The organism is Azospirillum sp. A26 (genome assembly GCF_042604635.1).
GTDB lineage: Bacteria > Pseudomonadota > Alphaproteobacteria > Azospirillales > Azospirillaceae > Azospirillum > Azospirillum palustre.
Genome location: NZ_CP170476.1, coordinates 636,095 through 651,384, shown reverse-complemented (window position 1 = coordinate 651,384; position 15,290 = coordinate 636,095). Strand labels below are relative to the sequence as shown.

14 protein-coding genes and 1 pseudogene are annotated in these 15,290 nt (G+C 69.0%); 12 read left to right on the top strand and 3 right to left on the bottom strand.

Going from position 1 to position 15,290, the window contains the following annotated elements; genetic code table 11:
- The first annotated feature begins 26 nt into the window (after positions 1–26).
- From ABNQ39_RS33910 to ABNQ39_RS33855, 12 genes and pseudogenes are all read left to right on the top strand, one after another.
- Positions 27–1,537 (top strand): annotated as a pseudogene (locus ABNQ39_RS33910) (aldehyde dehydrogenase).
- A gap of 45 nt (positions 1,538–1,582) precedes the next feature.
- Positions 1,583–2,698, top strand: a complete 1,116-nt coding sequence (locus ABNQ39_RS33905; RefSeq protein WP_376966792.1) for an LLM class flavin-dependent oxidoreductase — start codon at positions 1,583–1,585, stop codon at positions 2,696–2,698.
- 2 nt (positions 2,699–2,700) lie between these two features.
- The gene (locus ABNQ39_RS33900; protein ID WP_376966790.1) at positions 2,701–3,528 is read left to right on the top strand and encodes an alpha/beta fold hydrolase; all 828 of its coding nucleotides are present in this window, start codon (positions 2,701–2,703) and stop codon (positions 3,526–3,528) included.
- Complete coding sequence (locus ABNQ39_RS33895; RefSeq protein WP_109448911.1) at positions 3,521–3,919, top strand: carboxymuconolactone decarboxylase family protein; 399 nt, start codon at positions 3,521–3,523, stop codon at positions 3,917–3,919. Before ABNQ39_RS33900 ends, ABNQ39_RS33895 begins: the two co-directional genes overlap by 8 nt.
- Positions 3,916–4,230, top strand: coding sequence for an NIPSNAP family protein (locus tag ABNQ39_RS33890; RefSeq protein ID WP_376966788.1), 315 nt, complete (start codon positions 3,916–3,918; stop codon positions 4,228–4,230). The genes ABNQ39_RS33895 and ABNQ39_RS33890 overlap by 4 nt, the downstream gene beginning before the upstream one ends.
- A gap of 157 nt (positions 4,231–4,387) precedes the next feature.
- Positions 4,388–5,584 (top strand): quaternary amine ABC transporter ATP-binding protein, encoded by a 1,197-nt coding sequence (locus tag ABNQ39_RS33885; RefSeq protein WP_376966786.1) that lies wholly within the window; start codon positions 4,388–4,390, stop codon positions 5,582–5,584.
- On the top strand, positions 5,577–6,539 hold the full coding sequence (locus ABNQ39_RS33880; protein WP_376966784.1) for an ABC transporter permease: 963 nt from the start codon (positions 5,577–5,579) through the stop codon (positions 6,537–6,539). Before ABNQ39_RS33885 ends, ABNQ39_RS33880 begins: the two co-directional genes overlap by 8 nt.
- Before the next feature lie 67 nt (positions 6,540–6,606).
- Complete coding sequence (proX, locus tag ABNQ39_RS33875) at positions 6,607–7,644, top strand: glycine betaine/L-proline ABC transporter substrate-binding protein ProX (protein ID WP_376966782.1); 1,038 nt, start codon at positions 6,607–6,609, stop codon at positions 7,642–7,644.
- 97 nt (positions 7,645–7,741) lie between these two features.
- Positions 7,742–8,338 carry an amino acid synthesis family protein gene (locus tag ABNQ39_RS33870; protein WP_428846426.1) on the top strand — a complete coding sequence of 199 codons (597 nt, stop codon included), beginning with the start codon at positions 7,742–7,744 and terminating at the stop codon, positions 8,336–8,338.
- Positions 8,339–8,400: 62 nt separating this feature from the next.
- Complete coding sequence (locus tag ABNQ39_RS33865; RefSeq protein WP_376967184.1) at positions 8,401–9,351, top strand: 2-hydroxyacid dehydrogenase; 951 nt, start codon at positions 8,401–8,403, stop codon at positions 9,349–9,351.
- A complete protein-coding gene (locus ABNQ39_RS33860; RefSeq protein WP_376967182.1) occupies positions 9,344–10,624 on the top strand; it encodes an MFS transporter in 1,281 nt (426 codons plus the stop codon). Before ABNQ39_RS33865 ends, ABNQ39_RS33860 begins: the two co-directional genes overlap by 8 nt.
- An 80-nt stretch (positions 10,625–10,704) precedes the next feature.
- Positions 10,705–12,513 carry a helix-turn-helix domain-containing protein gene (locus tag ABNQ39_RS33855; protein ID WP_376966780.1) on the top strand — a complete coding sequence of 603 codons (1,809 nt, stop codon included), beginning with the start codon at positions 10,705–10,707 and terminating at the stop codon, positions 12,511–12,513.
- A gap of 31 nt (positions 12,514–12,544) precedes the next feature.
- On the opposite strand, the gene ABNQ39_RS33850 is transcribed toward ABNQ39_RS33855, so the two are convergent.
- From ABNQ39_RS33850 to ABNQ39_RS33840, 3 genes are all read right to left on the bottom strand, one after another.
- A complete protein-coding gene (locus ABNQ39_RS33850; protein WP_376966778.1) occupies positions 12,545–12,868 on the bottom strand; it encodes a c-type cytochrome in 324 nt (107 codons plus the stop codon).
- Between the two features lie 30 nt (positions 12,869–12,898).
- The gene (locus tag ABNQ39_RS33845; protein ID WP_376966776.1) at positions 12,899–14,170 is read right to left on the bottom strand and encodes a PQQ-dependent sugar dehydrogenase; all 1,272 of its coding nucleotides are present in this window, start codon (positions 14,168–14,170) and stop codon (positions 12,899–12,901) included.
- Positions 14,171–14,436: 266 nt separating this feature from the next.
- Positions 14,437–15,240 (bottom strand): NAD(P)H-dependent oxidoreductase, encoded by an 804-nt coding sequence (locus tag ABNQ39_RS33840; protein ID WP_376966774.1) that lies wholly within the window; start codon positions 15,238–15,240, stop codon positions 14,437–14,439.
- Positions 15,241–15,290: the final 50 nt, after the last annotated feature.

The following is a 15,290-nucleotide window of genomic DNA, read 5'->3' as shown; positions in this document are numbered from 1 at the left end:
GCCCCTCCACAAAAGACGAGACCGCGATGCTCACCACCTGCAGGTCCCTCGAAGGCACCCGCCGCGCCCTCTATATCGGCGGACGGTTCGTCGAACCGAAAAGCGGCCGCTACATCCCGAGCTACGACCCCACCACCGCCGAGCCCTGGTACGAGCTGGCCGACGCCGGTGCCGAGGACGTCGATGCCGCCGTCGCCGCGGCGCGGGCCGCCTTCGTCGATCCGGCGTGGCGGCGGATGACCCAGAGCGACCGCGGCAAGCTGGTGCGCCGCCTGGCCGAGCTGATCCTCGCCAACGCCGAGGAACTGGCGCTGATGGAGACCCGCGACAACGGCAAGCTGATCAAGGAAATGCGCGCCCAGATGCGCGCCATCCCCGACAGCTACGTCTATTTCGCCGGGATGGCCGACAAGCTGCAAGGCGACACCATCCCGGTGAACAAGCTGGACATGCTGAACTTCAACCTGCGCGAACCGCTGGGCGTCGTCGGCATGATCACGCCGTGGAACTCGCCGCTGATGCTGCTGACCGGCACGCTGGCGCCCTGCCTCGCCATCGGCAACACGGTGGTGATCAAGCCGTCGGAACACGCCACCGCCTCCACCCTGGCGCTCGCCGAGCTGGTCACCGAGGCCGGTTTCCCGGACGGCGTCGTCAATGTGGTGACCGGCGGCGGCGCCACCGCCGGAGAGGCGCTGACCCGCCACCCCGGCATCGCCAAAATCGTCTTCACCGGCAGCACCCAGACCGGCAGCCGCATCGCCGCCACCGCCGCCGCCAACCTCGTGCCCTGCCAGATGGAGCTGGGCGGCAAGTCGCCCCATGTGGTGTTCGGCGACGTCGACATCGAGCGGGCGGTGAACGGCGTGGTCGCCGGGGTCTTCGCCGCCGCCGGGCAGACCTGCGTCGCCGGGTCGCGCTGCTTCGTCGAGGCCGCCATCTACGACCGCTTCGTCGAGGCGCTGGTCGCCCGCACCGGGCGCATCACCGTCAACCACCCGATGGAGGAGAGCACCGACATCGGCCCGCTCGCCCTGTCGGCGCAGCTCGCCAAGGTCGAGGACTATGTCGCCTCGGGCCAGCGCGACGGCGCCCGGCTGGCCGCCGGCGGACGGCGTCCCCAGGCGGCGGGGCTGGAGAAGGGCTGGTATTTCGAGCCGACGGTGCTGGCCGACGCGCGCAACGACATGGGCTTCATGCAGGACGAGATTTCGGCCCGGTCGTCGGGGTGGTGCCCTTCGCCTCGGAGGACGAGATGATCGCCATGGCGAACGACACCCGCTATGGCCTGGCGTCCGGCATCTGGACCAGCGACATCGACCGCGCCATGCGCTTCGCCACCCGGATCGATGCCGGAACCGTCTGGATCAACACCTACCGCGCCGCCGCCTACATGTCGTCGAACGGCGGCTTCAAGCAGAGCGGCTACGGCCGGCGCGGCGGCTTCGACGTGATGCGCGAGTTCTCGCGGTCGAAGAACGTCGTCATCGACTATTCCGGCGCCATGCAGGACCCCTTCGTCATCCGGCTGCGCTGATCCGCCCCGACCGGGCTTCTCCTCCCCCGAGAAAAGGACAAGGACATGAAGTTCGCCGTCGCGCTTTCCATGGAGCGCTTCTCACCCAGCACGCCGATGAGCGACGTGACCGGCACCATGCTGGAGCTGGTGAAGATGGCCGACCAGGGCGGTTTCGAGACCCTGTGGACCGCCGAGCACCACACCATCGAGTGCACGATCTCCCCCAACCCCTTCACCATCCTGACCTGGCTCGGCCAGCACACCGAGCGCATCCGGCTCGGCACCGCCACCATCGTCGCCCCCTACTGGAGCCCGATCCGGCTGGCCGGCGAAGCGGCGCTGTGCGACCATCTGACCGGCGGCCGGCTGGAGTTCGGCATCGCCCGCGGCGCCTACCAGTACGAGTTCGACCGCATGGCCGGCGGCATGCCCCAGCAGGAGGGCGTCGCCTACATGAAGGAGCTGGTGCCGGCGGTGCAGAAGCTGTGGGCCGGCGACTACGCCCATGATGGCCATTACTGGAAGTTCCCGCTGGCGACCTCGGTGCCCAAGCCGTTGCAGGCGCCGCACCCGCGCATCTGGGTGGCGGCCCGCGACCCCGGCACCTTCGACTGGGCCGTCGGCATCGGCGCCAGCATCCTGTCGACGCCGCTGGCCGCCCCGGCCGCCGAGATCGCCGTGCTGGGCGAGAAGTTCCGCAAGGCGGTAGCCGACCATCCGGAGGTGCCGCGCCCGCGCTTCATGATGCAGCGCCGCACCTGCTGCTACGAGCGGCCGGAGGAGGCCGAACTGGCGGTGCGGCACAGCATCGACTACGGCCGCAGCTTCGAGAACCTGTTCCAGAACATCGGCACGGTGACCAACGGCTTCCCGACCGCGGTGTCCTATGAAAGCGTCGCCGGCCGCGACAACTACAAGCCGGAGAACGTCCTGAAGAACCTGATGTTCGGCACGCCGGACGAGGTGATCGAAAAGCTGCTGGACTACGAGGCGGCCGGCGTCGACCAGTTCTCGCTCGGCCTGTCCTTCAACCTGCCGGTCGAACTCCAGCGCAAGACGCTCGACCTGTTCACCCGCGAGGTGCTGCCGGTTTTCGCCGAGCGCGAACGCGACCGCCGGTTCGAGGAGGAGCGCCGCCTTGCTGCCGCGCCGCCTCGCATGGCCGCGGCGGGGCGCTGACCATGGCCGACTCCCGTCACTTCACGGTCGGGCCGGTGACGCTGAACTACCGGCTCGACGGCCGGGGACCGGAACCGCTGGTCTGCATCCATGGCGTCGGCTCCTATCTGGAGGCCTGGAGCGGCGTGGCGGAGTGGCTTGCCGACCGCTTCACCATCCTGACCTTCGACCTGCGCGGCCATGGCAGCTCTACCAGGATCAAGGGCCGCTACGAGATCGACGATTTCGTCGGCGAGACGCTGGCGCTGGCCGACCATGTGGGATTTGGCCGCTTCAATCTGGCGGGATTCTCGCTCGGCGGGCTGATCGCCCAGCGCCTGACCCTGACCCATCCGGAGCGCGTCAAACGGCTGGTTCTGCTGTCCACCGTCGCCGGCCGCAACCCGGAGGAGCGCCGGCGGGTGCTCGACCGTCTGGCGGCCTTGCAGGCCGGGCAGCCGGGCGCGCACTACGACGCCTCGCTGTCGCGCTGGCTGACCGAGGACTTCCAGGAGCGGAACCCGGAGCTGATCCGGACCTTACGCGAACGCAACGCCGGGAACGACCCCGACTGCTACGCCGCCGCCTACCGCGTCCTGGCGGAAACCGATTTCGGCGGCTTTCTCGACCAGATCCGCTGCCCGACCCTGATCGCCACCGGGGAGGAGGACATCGGCTCCAACCCGCGCATGGCGCACACCATGCACGACAGCATCCCCGGTTCTGCTCTGCACATCCTGCCGGGCCTGCGCCATTCGATCCTGATCGAGGCGCCGGACGCGGTGGCGGGGCTGATGGGGCGCTTCCTGACGTCCGCCGAGCAGCCGAAGGAGGGCGCAAGCCATGGATGAACCCCTGCAACGGGCGGGTGAACGCGTCCGGCGCGACGTGCTCGGCGACGCCTATGTCGACCGCGCGATGGCGGCGGCCGACGATTTCTCCCGGCCCTTCCAGCAGATGGTCAACGAATATTGCTGGGGGCAGTGCTGGGCCGACGACGCGCTCGACCGCCGCCAGCGCAGCCTGCTCAACCTCGGCATGATCGCGGCGCTGGGCCGCATGCACGAGTTCGAACTGCACCTGCGCGGCGCCATCCGCAACGGCCTGTCCGATGCCGAGTTGCAGGCGGCGCTGATCCAGATCGCGGTCTATTGCGGCATTCCCGCCGGCGTTGAGTGCTTCCGCATCGCCCGCAAAATCCGCCAGGAGATCGCCGAAGACGGCACGGGAGGCACGCCATGATCGTCGAGGAACGCATCTACCGCATCCGTTCGGGCAAGCTGCGCGAGTATCTGGCGCTGGTGCAGAGCGAAGGGCTGGCGATCCAGCAACCGATCCTCGGCAATCTGATCGGCTACTTCGTCAGCGAGATCGGCCCGCTCAACCATGTCGTCCACATGTGGGGCTATGCCGATTTCGAGGACCGCACCGCCCGCCGCCAGCAGCTCTCCGAGGATGCGCGCTGGCAGGCCTTCATCCCGAAGCTGGCGGCGCTGATCGAGACGGCGGAAAACCGCATCCTGCTGCCGACCGCCTTCTCGCCCCTGAAATAACGAACCGGCAGCGTCATGCTCCGATTCGCAGGAACGATAGGGCCGCTTTTCCTTTGTTTCGTAGGAAGACAGGAAGACGCGCAAGTCTTCCTAATGGGCACAAGTAAAAATCTTAAAGACAGGGAAAGCCCACCGAACACAACGATGGGAGACGGTTGTGACAGAACGACTGAGGGTAGAGAATCTCTATAAAGTTTTCTCCAAATCTCCCGATCCGGCCCTGCGGATGTTGGCCGCAGGTGCAAAAAAAGCCGATGTTCTGGCAAAAACCGGAATGGTTGTAGGGTTGAACGACGTTTCATTGTCGGTTCCGAGCGGCGCCATCTATATGGTGATGGGGCTGTCGGGATCGGGCAAATCCACCCTGGCGCGCTGCATCAACCGGCTGAACGAACCGAGCGCCGGCCGCATCCTGCTGGACGGCCGCGACATCGTCGCCGCCGGCGAGGCGGAGCTGCGCGACATCCGCCGCAAGCGCATCTCCATGGTGTTCCAGCATTTCGCCCTGCTGCCCAACCGCACCGTCGCCGAGAACACCGAGTTCGGGCTGAAGCTCCAGGGGGTCTCCCCCCAGGCCCGGCGGCGCCGGGCGGAGGAGGTTCTGTCGATTGTCGGGCTGGCGCGCTGGGGCAACCATTACCCCCACGAGCTGAGCGGCGGCATGCGCCAGCGGGTCGGATTGGCCCGCGCGCTCGCCACCGATGCCGACGTGCTGATCATGGACGAGGCGTTCAGCGCGCTCGACCCGCTGATCCGCACCGAGATGCAGGACGAGCTTCTGCGCCTCCAGCGCACGCTGAAGAAGACCATCCTGTTCATCACCCACGATTTCCAGGAGGCGCTGAAGCTCGGCACGCGGATCGCCATCATGGCCGACGGCGAGCTGGTCCGCGAAGGCACCCCCCAGTCGATTGTGCTGGAGCCGGGCAGCGATTATGTCGCCGCCTTCACCCGCGAGGTCGACCGCTCGCGCCTGTTCGACGCCCGCTGGGCGATGACCCCGGTGCAGCCCGTCCCGCTGGCCGCCGGCCTGTGCCTCGCCGAGACCGGCGACGGCGGCGGGCTGGTGCTCGACGACGGCGGCCATGTCGTCGGCGCGCTCGACGCCGACACGCTGCGGGGCCTGCGCGACACCGCCGGCCTCGGGAATAACAGCCTCGGCACTCTGCGCAAGGACTTCGTCACGGTGCGCGAGTGCGACAGCCTTCTCGACGCCGCCCGCGCCCACCGGGCCGGACGGCCGATGGCGGTGGTCGACGAGGAGGGCCGGCTGACCGGCACGCTCGCCGCCGACCGCATCCTGGCGGGCATCGCCTCCGCCCCTCCTCACCCAGCGGGAGGCCTGCATGCTTGACGCAAACGACCTCAACGTCTTCCCGGTCGACGCCTGGATCCAGGACGGCGTCGCGTGGATCGCGCTGAACCTTCGCCCGCTCTTCCTCGCCATCAAATGGCCGGTCGAGTATGTGCTGAACCTCAACATCTTCCTGCTTCAGGAGATCCCCTTCCTCGCCATCGTGGCGGTGGCGGTGCTGCTGGCCTGGCGGCTGGCCAGCCTGGGGGTCGCCTGCTTCAGCGCCGTCGCCCTGGTCGCCATCGCCGCGCTGGGGGTCTGGTCGGAGGCGATGACCACCCTGTCGCTGATCACCACCGCCATCGTCATCTGCGCGGCCATCGGCATCCCGATCGGCATCGGCTGCGCCCGCAGCGACCGGATGTGGGGCGTGGTCCGCCCGATCCTCGACATCATGCAGACCACCCCGACCTTCGTGTATCTGGTGCCGGTGGTGATGCTGTTCGGCGTCGGCACGGTGCCGGGCGAGGTGGCGGTGGTGACGGCGGCGGCCCCGCCGCTGATCCGCTTCACCAACCTCGGCATCCGCATGGTCGAGACCGAGATGGTCGAGGCCGGCCTCGCCTTCGGCGCCACCAAGCGGCAGCTGCTGTGGGAGGTCCAGCTTCCGCTGGCCGTGCCGACCATCCTCGGCGGCCTGAACCAGACGGTGCTGACCGCGATGGTGATGTCGGTCGTCGTCGCCATGATCGGGGCGGAAGGTCTCGGGCTGGTGGTGCTCCAGGGCCTCGGGCGGCTCGACGTCGGCCGCGCCGCGGTGGGCGGCATCGCCATCGTCCTGCTGGCGATGATGCTCGACCGCATCACCCAGAAGCTGGCCCAGCCCGGCGGCCCCGGCGGTCGCCCGCTGCTCCGCAGCCTGCGCGCCCTCGTCCGCTCCGGCCGTCCGGCCGACGGCAAGGCCGCCGCCGGCCCGGCCACCTCCAAGCCGGCGATCTCCAGTCCGGACCAGTGATCCGGATCCCAGACCGCAAGCCCCGCTCCACCCCAATCCCGTCCCGACCCCGTTCGAGGAAACCGCCATGCCCTTCTTCACAAAGTCGGTCGCCAAGTCCCTCTCCGTCGCCACCTTCCTCGCCGCGGCCTGCGTCCAGCCGTCCCTGGCCGCCGACCAGCCCGGCAAGGGCAAGACCATCCGCTACGCCCAGTCGGACAGCCTCGGCGCCAACTACGTCACCGCCCAGATCGTCACCGCCGCCTTCAAGGAACTCGGCTATTCGGTCAAGCTCAGCACGCTGAGCACGACCCTGTTCTTCCAGGCGGCGGCGCAGGGCGACCTCGACATCGCCACCGACATCAACTTCCCGCAGCGCAAGCCCGCCTTCCGCAAGGTGGAGCAGCAGGCGACCATCGTCGGCGGCGGCCTGATCAAGGAGGGCGGGGTCAACGGCTATCTGATCGACAAGAAGACGGCCGACGCCCACCACATCACCTCGCTGGAGCAGATGAAGGATCCGAAGATCGCCGCGCTGTTCGGCAAGGGCGGCAAGGCGGATTCGGTCAACTGCGATCCCGGCTGGAGCTGCGGCGACGTGGTCGACTTCCAGCTCGACAAGTTCGGCCTGAAGGACACGGTGACCTCGGTGCGCGGCAAGTACGAGCCGCTGATGGTGGAGGCGGTCGCCCGCGTCCGCCGCGGCAAGCCCGCCTTCTTCTACGCCTGGAGCCCGTCCTGGGTCACCAACACGCTGGTCCCCGGCAAGGACGTGGTCTGGCTGCCCACCCCGTTCGACGCCCTGCCCCCGTCGGTGCCTAACAAGGGCACGGCCCTGGTCAGCGGCGTGTCGGGCTGCGCCGGCGGCGCCGATCCCTGCCGGATGGCCATGGCCTCCTGGAACTGGAACACCGTCGCCAACCGGGACTTCATCGCCGCCAACCCGGCGGTGAAGGCGCTCGTCGAGAACATCGGCTTCCCGCTGCAGATGTGGGCCGCCTGGGAGCGCAGCATCAGCGAGAAGGGCGCCAGCGAAAGCCATATCCGCGCACTCGCCCAGGAGTGGCTTGCCACCAACAAGCCGACCTTCGAGCAGTGGGTCGCCAGCGCCAGGGCGGCGAGCTGACCCGACATCCAACGCTCCCCAGTTTCCACCCCCCGAAGCCGCCGGCCGTCCCCGGTCCGGCCGGCTCCGGACCGGACATCAGAGAATCGGACAGGACATGATGGACATCGGACTGCGCAAGATCTCCACCTTCATCGAGGAGACCATCGTCGAAGGCGGCAAGCCGGCCGAACGGCCGATCACGTCGGTCGTCGTCGCCGCCGTGCTGCGCAACCCCTGGGCCGGCCAGGGCTTCGTCGAGAATTTGCGGCCGGAGATCCTGCGGGTGGCCCCGGTGCTGGGGGCCGAGATGACGCGGCGCCTGGTCGCCCTGATGCCGGCCGCGCGCATCGAGGCCTACGGCAAGGCCGCGTCGGTCGGCGTCAACGGCGAGATCGAGCACGCCTCCGCCCTGATCCACACGCTGCGCTTCGGCAACATGTTCCGCGAAGCGGCGCAGGGCACCACCTTCCTCAGCTTCACCAACACCCGCAACGCTCCCGGCGCCCTGCTCGCCCTGCCGATGATCCACAAGACGGAAACCGGCAAGCGAGCGCATTTCCTGACCGCCAATTTCCAGGTTCCCGACTCCCCCGGTCCCGACGAGCTGCTGGTCGCCATCGGCGCGTCGGACGGCAGCCGCGCCCATCCGCGCATCGGCGACCGCTTCCTCGACATGGAGGAGATGGACGCGGAAAAGGCCGTCGCCCGTTGAGGCTCCAGCGCGCCCGCTCCCGCCCACGACCGGCTTTTCGAATGGATCGAGGCTATACCGACATGCCGCTGCAACGCAGCCCGATGACGCTGCTGTTCTGCTCGGGCATCGACAATGCCGGCCTGTGGCGGGAGGCCCTGCACCGCCGCCTTCCCGAGGTGACGCTGCGGGTCTGGCCGGAGGTCGGCGACCCGGACGACATCGACATGGCGCTGGTGTGGCAGCCGCCGCCCGGCATCTTCGCCGGACTGGCCAAGCTGCGGCTGGTGATGTCGCTCGGCGCCGGGGTCGAGACGCTGCTGGCCGACCCATCGCTTCCCGACGTGCCGCTCGTCCGCATGGTGGCGGACAGCCTGAGCGACGACATGGCCGGCTTCGTCGCCCTGCAAGTGCTGCGCTGGCATCGTCATTCCGACGAGTTCGACGCCGCGCAGGCGGCGGGGGTCTGGCGGTGGCTGCCCTACCGGCCGGCCCGCGAGGTCACCATCGGGCTGCTCGGGCTGGGGGAGCTGGGACGGGCCGCCGCCGCCGTCCTGGGGGCGCTGGGATACCGCGTCCTCGGCTGGAGCCGGTCGCCGAAACGGCTGGACGGCGTGGAGTGCTTCGCCGGCCCCGACGGGCTGGAGGCGATGCTGCCGCAGTGCGACCAGCTGGTCTGCCTGTTGCCGCTGACCGCCGACACCCGCGGCATCCTGGACCGGCGCCTGTTCGCCCGCCTGCCGGCCGGTGCCGTGCTGGTCAATGCCGGGCGCGGCGACCATCTGGTCGAGGCCGACCTGCTCGACGCCCTCGATTGCGGCCGGCTGGGCGGCGCCAGCCTGGACGTGTTCAGCGAGGAGCCGCTGCCGGCCGGCCATCCCTTCTGGCGGCATCCGCGCATCCGCGTCTCCCCCCACAGCGCCGCCGCCACCCACCCGGCGCAGGCGGTGGAACAGGTGGCGGCGACCCTGGCGGCCTTCCGCGACGGACGGCCGCTGGCCAACCGGGTCGAGCGGGGGCGCGGCTATCGATGATGGCGCCGCTTCTGCCGGTGATGGCCGCCGCCGTCCTGATGCAGGCCGGCAACGGGCTGCTCCAGGCCCTGCTGCCGCTGCGCATGCAGGGCAGGGCCTGTCGGCGGCCGACATCGGCATGGTGGCGTCCGCCTATGGCGTCGGCTTCGCCACCGGCTGTCTGGCGGCGCCGAGGGTCGTCCGCAAGCTCGGCTTCGTCCGCGCCTATGCCGGGCTGGCGGCGCTGATGGCGATCCTCGCGCTCGCCCTGCCGCTGGCCGGCGGCAGCGTCGGCTGGGTCCTGCTGCGCGCGCTGACCGGCGTCGGCTTCGCCGGGCTGTTCACGGTGATCGAGGGGTGGATCGGCTCCGGAGCGCAGGACGGCAACCGCGGGCGCATCCTGGCGGTCTACATGGTCACCACCAAGCTGGCGCTGATGACCGGCCCCCTCCTGCTCGATCCCGGCGGCGACCAGCCCTTCCGGCTGCTGATCCTGCTGATCCTGCTGTCGGTCCTGCCGGTCGCCGTCACCCGGCCGGTCCGCCCGGCCCTGCCGACCGCCGTCTCGCTCGACCTGCGCGGACTGTTCAGGCTGGCGCCGTCGGCCCTGGTCGGCTGCTTCGCGGTCGGGGTGGTGACCGGCACGATGATCGCGTTCGCCCCGCTGTATGGCTTGCGCATCGACCTGTCCGAACCGGCCGCCGCCGCCCTGCTCGTCGCCCTCCAGGGCGGCAGCCTTCTCGCCCAATGGCCGCTCGGCGCGCTGTCGGACCGGCGGGACCGCCGCGTCGTGATCGCCACCGTGGCCGCGGCCGGCGCCGTCCTGTCCGCCGGGCTGGCGCTGCTGCCGGCCGGCAGCCCGGCCTGGCTGGTGTGGACGGGGTTCGCGCTGTGGGGCAGTCAGGTTTTGTGCATCTACGCCCTGTGCGTCGCCCATGCCTGCGACGTGGTGCCGCCAGGCCGCATTGTCCCCACGGTCAGCGGCCTGCTGGTGGTTTGGGCCGCCGGGGCGATGGTCGGTCCGGTGCCGGGCGCCCTGCTGATGGACAGGCTCGGCCCGTCGGGACTGTTCGTCTACGCCGCCGCCGGCTGCACCGCGCTGGCCGCCTTCGTCCTGATCCGCCGCGCCGTGCGGGAGCGGGATCGGGCGCCCGGCCCGCCGGCCTTCCGCCCGCTGCCGCCCGACAGCCTGACGGGAGCGGCGATCTCCGGCCCCAGAACGACCGTTGAGTCCTCCGGCACCCCGCCTGCCGATTTCGGGCCGCCGGGTGCCCCGCCGTCGGACGGGCGCTGACGTTCCGCTTTTTCCGAGTACCGTCATCGGGTTAGAGTTGGTCGAAACCGGGCCTGGGCCCATCCGTTCGCCGGAGGAACATGGTCGAGACGTCGCGCATCCAGTCGCTGCGCGTGGTGGCGAGCCTGATCAATTCGGGCGGGGATTTGGCGACGGTGCTCCAGCGCCTGGTCCTGGCCGCCTGCCGCCATGCCAACTGGTCGATGGGGTCGATCATGGCGGTCGATGTCGAGCATGGCTACGCCCTGGTCGTCGTCCGCCACGACCCGACGCTGATCCAGCGCCCGCTGCCCGACCGCTGGGAGCTGGCGACCAGCCCGTCCCTGGTCGCCCTGCGGCGGAACGAGCCGATCTTCATCCCCGACGCCCGCGTATCGGAGGAGTTCCCCGGCTATCGCCGGGAGGCCTTCGAGCGCGATTACCACAGCGTGCTGGTCGTGCCGATGAACTGCACCGACGACAGCGGCCGGCCGCTGGTGCTGAGCGTCGTGTCCCGCGGCATCGTCGAGGTGAGCGAGGAGGATTTGGCCTTCATCGGCATGATCGTCCAGCTAGGCGAGATCGCGGTGGAACGCCAGCACCGGCTGCGTGCCGAGACCCTGGCCGCCGAACGCCTGCAACGGGCGCTGGAAGTGAACACCTCGCTGCTGCGCCAGGCGCTGGAGGACGGGGCGATGGCCACCCTGCTGCCCCGCATCCGCGACCTGCTGCCCTACTCCATCGTCATCGTCGACTTCACCGCCAACCTCGTCACCGCCGACCGGGCGCCCTGCGGCAGCGACATCGGCGACGCCGACTGGCAGGCGGCGGTTGCGGCCGACCTCGGCCCCTCGATCATGAAGGCGGCGCGCGATGCCATCGACCATCCCGTTGCCACCGGGCCCACCGCCACCGGGGCGACCCTGTTCTGGGAGGTCAACGGCAAGCGCATCCGCACGGCGCCGCGCATCGACCCGCTGACCGCCGACGGCGAGGTGGTCGGCGTGCTGATGATCTTTCCGGGACCGCAGCCTTACGGCCAGGCCGATCAGCTCCTGCTCGACGGCATCAAGCACGCCCTCGGCATCCAGATGCTGCGCAACGTCATCCGCTTCCGCTACGAGAACCGGACAGTGACCGAGCTGTTCCTGGAGCTGGTGGAGCGGCGGTGGCGGGATCCGCTGGACATCGGGCAGCGCGCGCTGCGGCTCGGCCTCAACCTCGATCTGCCGGCCCAGATGATCCTGGTCGGACTGCCCGGCCGCAGTCCGCGGGCGGTGAGCGCGGCGGCCGACCTCCAGCTCCCGGTCCAGCGGCTTCTGTCGCTGCACGGGATCGCCGGCACGCTCGTCACCGTTCCGGCCGGGCTGGTCTGCCTCATTCCCGCCGTCGACGAGCGGAGCCACGGACCGGTCAAGCGGCTGATGGCGCAGATCGCGCGGTCCGTCGCCGACATCCTGCGTGCCGAGCCGTTCGTCGTGCTGACGAGCCGCTGCATGGCCCCGCCGGACTATGCGGAGGCGTGGGACCGGTCCTGGCGGATGATCCGGATCGCCGAAGAGTTCGGCCGCCCCGGCGTCCTCGATGCCCGGCAGTTCGGCCCATTGCCCATGCTGCTGGCCGCCGCCAACACCCACGAGGTGCGCGGCTATGTCGCCGACAGCATCGGCGCCCTCATCGAGTACGACCGCCAGCACGGGACGCCCTATCTGGAGACGCTGTCCGCCTATCTGAAGACGGGGTGCCGCACCAAGGCCTGCTCCGATCAGCTCGGCGTGCACGTCACCACCCTGCGCTATCGGCTGACACGCATCGAAGAGCTGTTCGGCATCGATGTCGAAAGCCCGGATCGCCGCTTCTCGGTCGAACTCGCCATTCACCTGAGCGGGGTCATCGACCGGTCGCCCTGATCCTGGAAGGGCTCCACCGGCACCTGCGGCGTTACGGCGGCGTCACCTCGATCCGGATGGAGCTGAAATAGGATGCGAGATCGTCGATGTCCGCCTCGCTCAACGACGGGGCGACCACCGACATCATCTCGTTCCTGCGGGCCCCCGTCTTGTAATCGCTGAGCGCCTTCCGGAGGTAGATTTCCGGTTGCCCGGCCAGATTGGGCGCTTCCGGAATCCTGGAGAGCCCGTCCAACCCGTGGCAGGTCTGGCACTGGATGGCCTTCTTTCTTCCCGCCCCAGGATCCCCGGCATGGGCGCCGGCCGCACAGACGGCCAGTCCCAGCAGGATCGGCACGCTCCACCGGTATCGCATCCTCATCCTCCCGCCCGACCGCATCGCCCCTCACTGTCCATAGGAGATCCGGTAGACGGCTCCTGCGAAATCGTCCGACACCAGCAGCAAGCCGTCGGCCAGCACCGCCACATCGACCGGCCGCCCGAGATATTCGCCGTCCGAGGTGAGCCAGCCTTCGGCGAAGACCTCGGTCTTGTCCGCGGTGCCGTCCGGCTTGAGCGAGGTGAACATGATCCGCGCCCCGATGGGCTTGGTGCGGTTCCACGACCCGTGCTCGGCGGCGAAGATGCCGCCGCGGTACTTCGCCGGGAACTGGCTGCCGCTGTAGAAGGTCATGCCGAGATCGGCCGCATGCGCGTCGTATTCGACCTGCGGCGACACCGCGTCTGCCGGTGCCTGCTGATCCTTGTATTCGACGGTGCGGATCTTGCCGCCGCCATAATAAGGGAAGCCGAAGTTGAGGCCCGACTTTTCCGCCCGGTTCAACTCGCCCGGCGGGACATCGTCGCCCATGCCGTCCACCTGGTTGTCCGTGAACCAGAGCGCCTTGTCCTTGGGGTTGAAGTCCATGCCGACGGAATTGCGCACCCCCCAGGCATAGACTTCGCGGTTCTTTCCGTCGCGGTCCATGCGGACGATGCCGCCGATCCCCCATTTTTTGTAGAGGTCGAGCTTGTCGGATGCCGGCACGTTGAAGGGCTGCCCGAGCGCGATGTAGAGCTTGTCGTCCGGACCCACCCGGCACACGCGGGCGGTGTGGTTGTAGCTTTCCTCCTCCTTCGGAATGAGTTCGCCACCCTTGGCCACCTGGAAGGCGGCGACGTCGGCGCCCTCATAGAAGAACTCGGCGGCGGGAAAGGTGAGCACCCGGTTCTGCTCCACGACGAACAGGAATCCGTCCTTCGAGAAGCAGACCCCGTTCGGCACCGAGAAATTGATCGTCGGCGCGAAGACCTTCACTTCGTCGGCGACGCGGTCCTTGTCCCGATCGGTGACCGCATAGACCTTGGTCTTGCGCGTCCCGACGAAGACAGCCACGCCCTGCGGCCCGACGGCCATGTGGCGGGCGTCGGGCACGATGGCATAGAGCGCGATCTTGAAGCCCTGCGGCAGCTTGATCCGCGACAGGGTCTTGGCGATCGCCGCCGCCTTCGGACCGGATTGCGGAACGACCGGAATTTCGGTCACGTCGCCGGTGGTCTTGAATTGCTGCAACTTCTCGAGGTTGCCGGGCGGCTGCGGATAGTCCTGGGCCCCGGCGGGCATCGTCAGGCATGCAACCGCCAGAAAAAGCGCGGTGTTCAGACCGGTCTTCATCATTCCTCCCATTGCATCGCTCTTTTGGTCGTCGCACGGGTTCTGGGCCCGTGTTCTTGGGGCGTCGACTGGAACAAGGCGCCATCGGCCGGATGGACAAGGAACAGGTTCGGATCCGGGGCAATCCGGCCGCAGGTGGGCGCCGGCATCGGTGCTTCTCCAGCGTAGTTGCGGGCGTGCCGGACAAACCACACCCTCGTGGAGGTAGGCCCGAGAAATTCGGGGTATCGCGAAACCCGCGCCGCCCGTGACAGCCTTGCGCCCTTGCCTCAATCGATCTTGTCCGCGCCGCCGCGCGAAAGGTGGAGCGCGAAGCCGGCAGTGCCCGGCTCCTCGAGACCCGGTCGGAGCTGCATGGCCGGGATCAGATAATCGCCACCGTTCTGACGCCGGAAGGGGAGTGGCGTCGTCGTCGCGAGCGTCCGCATCCGCCCGCGCAGCCGCTCCGCGACCAGTTCGAAGCCGGCCTCGTCCAGGCGGTCGGCACGGTAGACCACGAATGGCGGAAGCACCTCGTAGCCCGGATAGTGGAGGATGCCGTGGTTGATCGGGAACAGCAGATCGTCCATCGGCCCGTTGATCCCACGCGGCGCATAATGCTCCTCCCAACCGCCCGCGGTTACGATCAGCATGGCGCGCTTGCCGGCCAGGGCCCCTTCGCCATAGCGGTCGCCCCAGCGCCGGTCGCTGTGCTCGCCGACGCCATAGGCGAAGCCGTTGGCATAGACCCGGTCGACCCAGCCCTTGAGGATCGCCGGCATCGAGAACCACCAGAGCGGAAACTGAAGGATCAGCGTGTCCGCCCAGCGCAGCTTCCCGATCTCGGCCCCGACATCCGCGGTCAGCGCCGCGGCATCGAAGGCGCCGCGGGACGAGGCGGGTACCTTCAGCCGGTCCCCGGCCGGCAGCGTCGGGAAGTCGTCCCGGTCGATCTCCGATTTCCAACCCATGTCGTACAGGTTGGACAGCTGCACCTCATGGCCCTGTGCTTCCAGGTCCTGGATGGCGACGTCGCGCAGCGACGCACTGAGCGAACGCGGTTCGGGGTGGGCGAAGACAATGAGGATTTTCATGGCCGGCTCCGGCTGAGTGATGCAACCGGTGAGCAGGTATCATGGAGAGC

What these genes read in the sequence shown, in the direction of transcription:
- ABNQ39_RS33905 (WP_376966792.1), top strand. Translation starts at nt 1,583, where the DNA reads ATGAAGTTCGCCGTCGCGCTTTCCATGGAGCGCTTCTCACCCAGCACG.
- ABNQ39_RS33900 (WP_376966790.1), top strand. Translation starts at nt 2,701, where the DNA reads ATGGCCGACTCCCGTCACTTCACGGTCGGGCCGGTGACGCTGAACTAC.
- ABNQ39_RS33895 (WP_109448911.1), top strand. Translation starts at nt 3,521, where the DNA reads ATGGATGAACCCCTGCAACGGGCGGGTGAACGCGTCCGGCGCGACGTG.
- ABNQ39_RS33890 (WP_376966788.1), top strand. Translation starts at nt 3,916, where the DNA reads ATGATCGTCGAGGAACGCATCTACCGCATCCGTTCGGGCAAGCTGCGC.
- ABNQ39_RS33880 (WP_376966784.1), top strand. Translation starts at nt 5,577, where the DNA reads ATGCTTGACGCAAACGACCTCAACGTCTTCCCGGTCGACGCCTGGATC.
- proX (WP_376966782.1), top strand. Translation starts at nt 6,607, where the DNA reads ATGCCCTTCTTCACAAAGTCGGTCGCCAAGTCCCTCTCCGTCGCCACC.
- ABNQ39_RS33870 (WP_428846426.1), top strand. Translation starts at nt 7,742, where the DNA reads ATGATGGACATCGGACTGCGCAAGATCTCCACCTTCATCGAGGAGACC.
- ABNQ39_RS33865 (WP_376967184.1), top strand. Translation starts at nt 8,401, where the DNA reads ATGCCGCTGCAACGCAGCCCGATGACGCTGCTGTTCTGCTCGGGCATC.
- ABNQ39_RS33855 (WP_376966780.1), top strand. Translation starts at nt 10,705, where the DNA reads ATGGTCGAGACGTCGCGCATCCAGTCGCTGCGCGTGGTGGCGAGCCTG.
- ABNQ39_RS33850 (WP_376966778.1), bottom strand. Translation starts at nt 12,868, where the DNA reads ATGCGATACCGGTGGAGCGTGCCGATCCTGCTGGGACTGGCCGTCTGT.
- ABNQ39_RS33845 (WP_376966776.1), bottom strand. Translation starts at nt 14,170, where the DNA reads ATGATGAAGACCGGTCTGAACACCGCGCTTTTTCTGGCGGTTGCATGC.
- ABNQ39_RS33840 (WP_376966774.1), bottom strand. Translation starts at nt 15,240, where the DNA reads ATGAAAATCCTCATTGTCTTCGCCCACCCCGAACCGCGTTCGCTCAGT.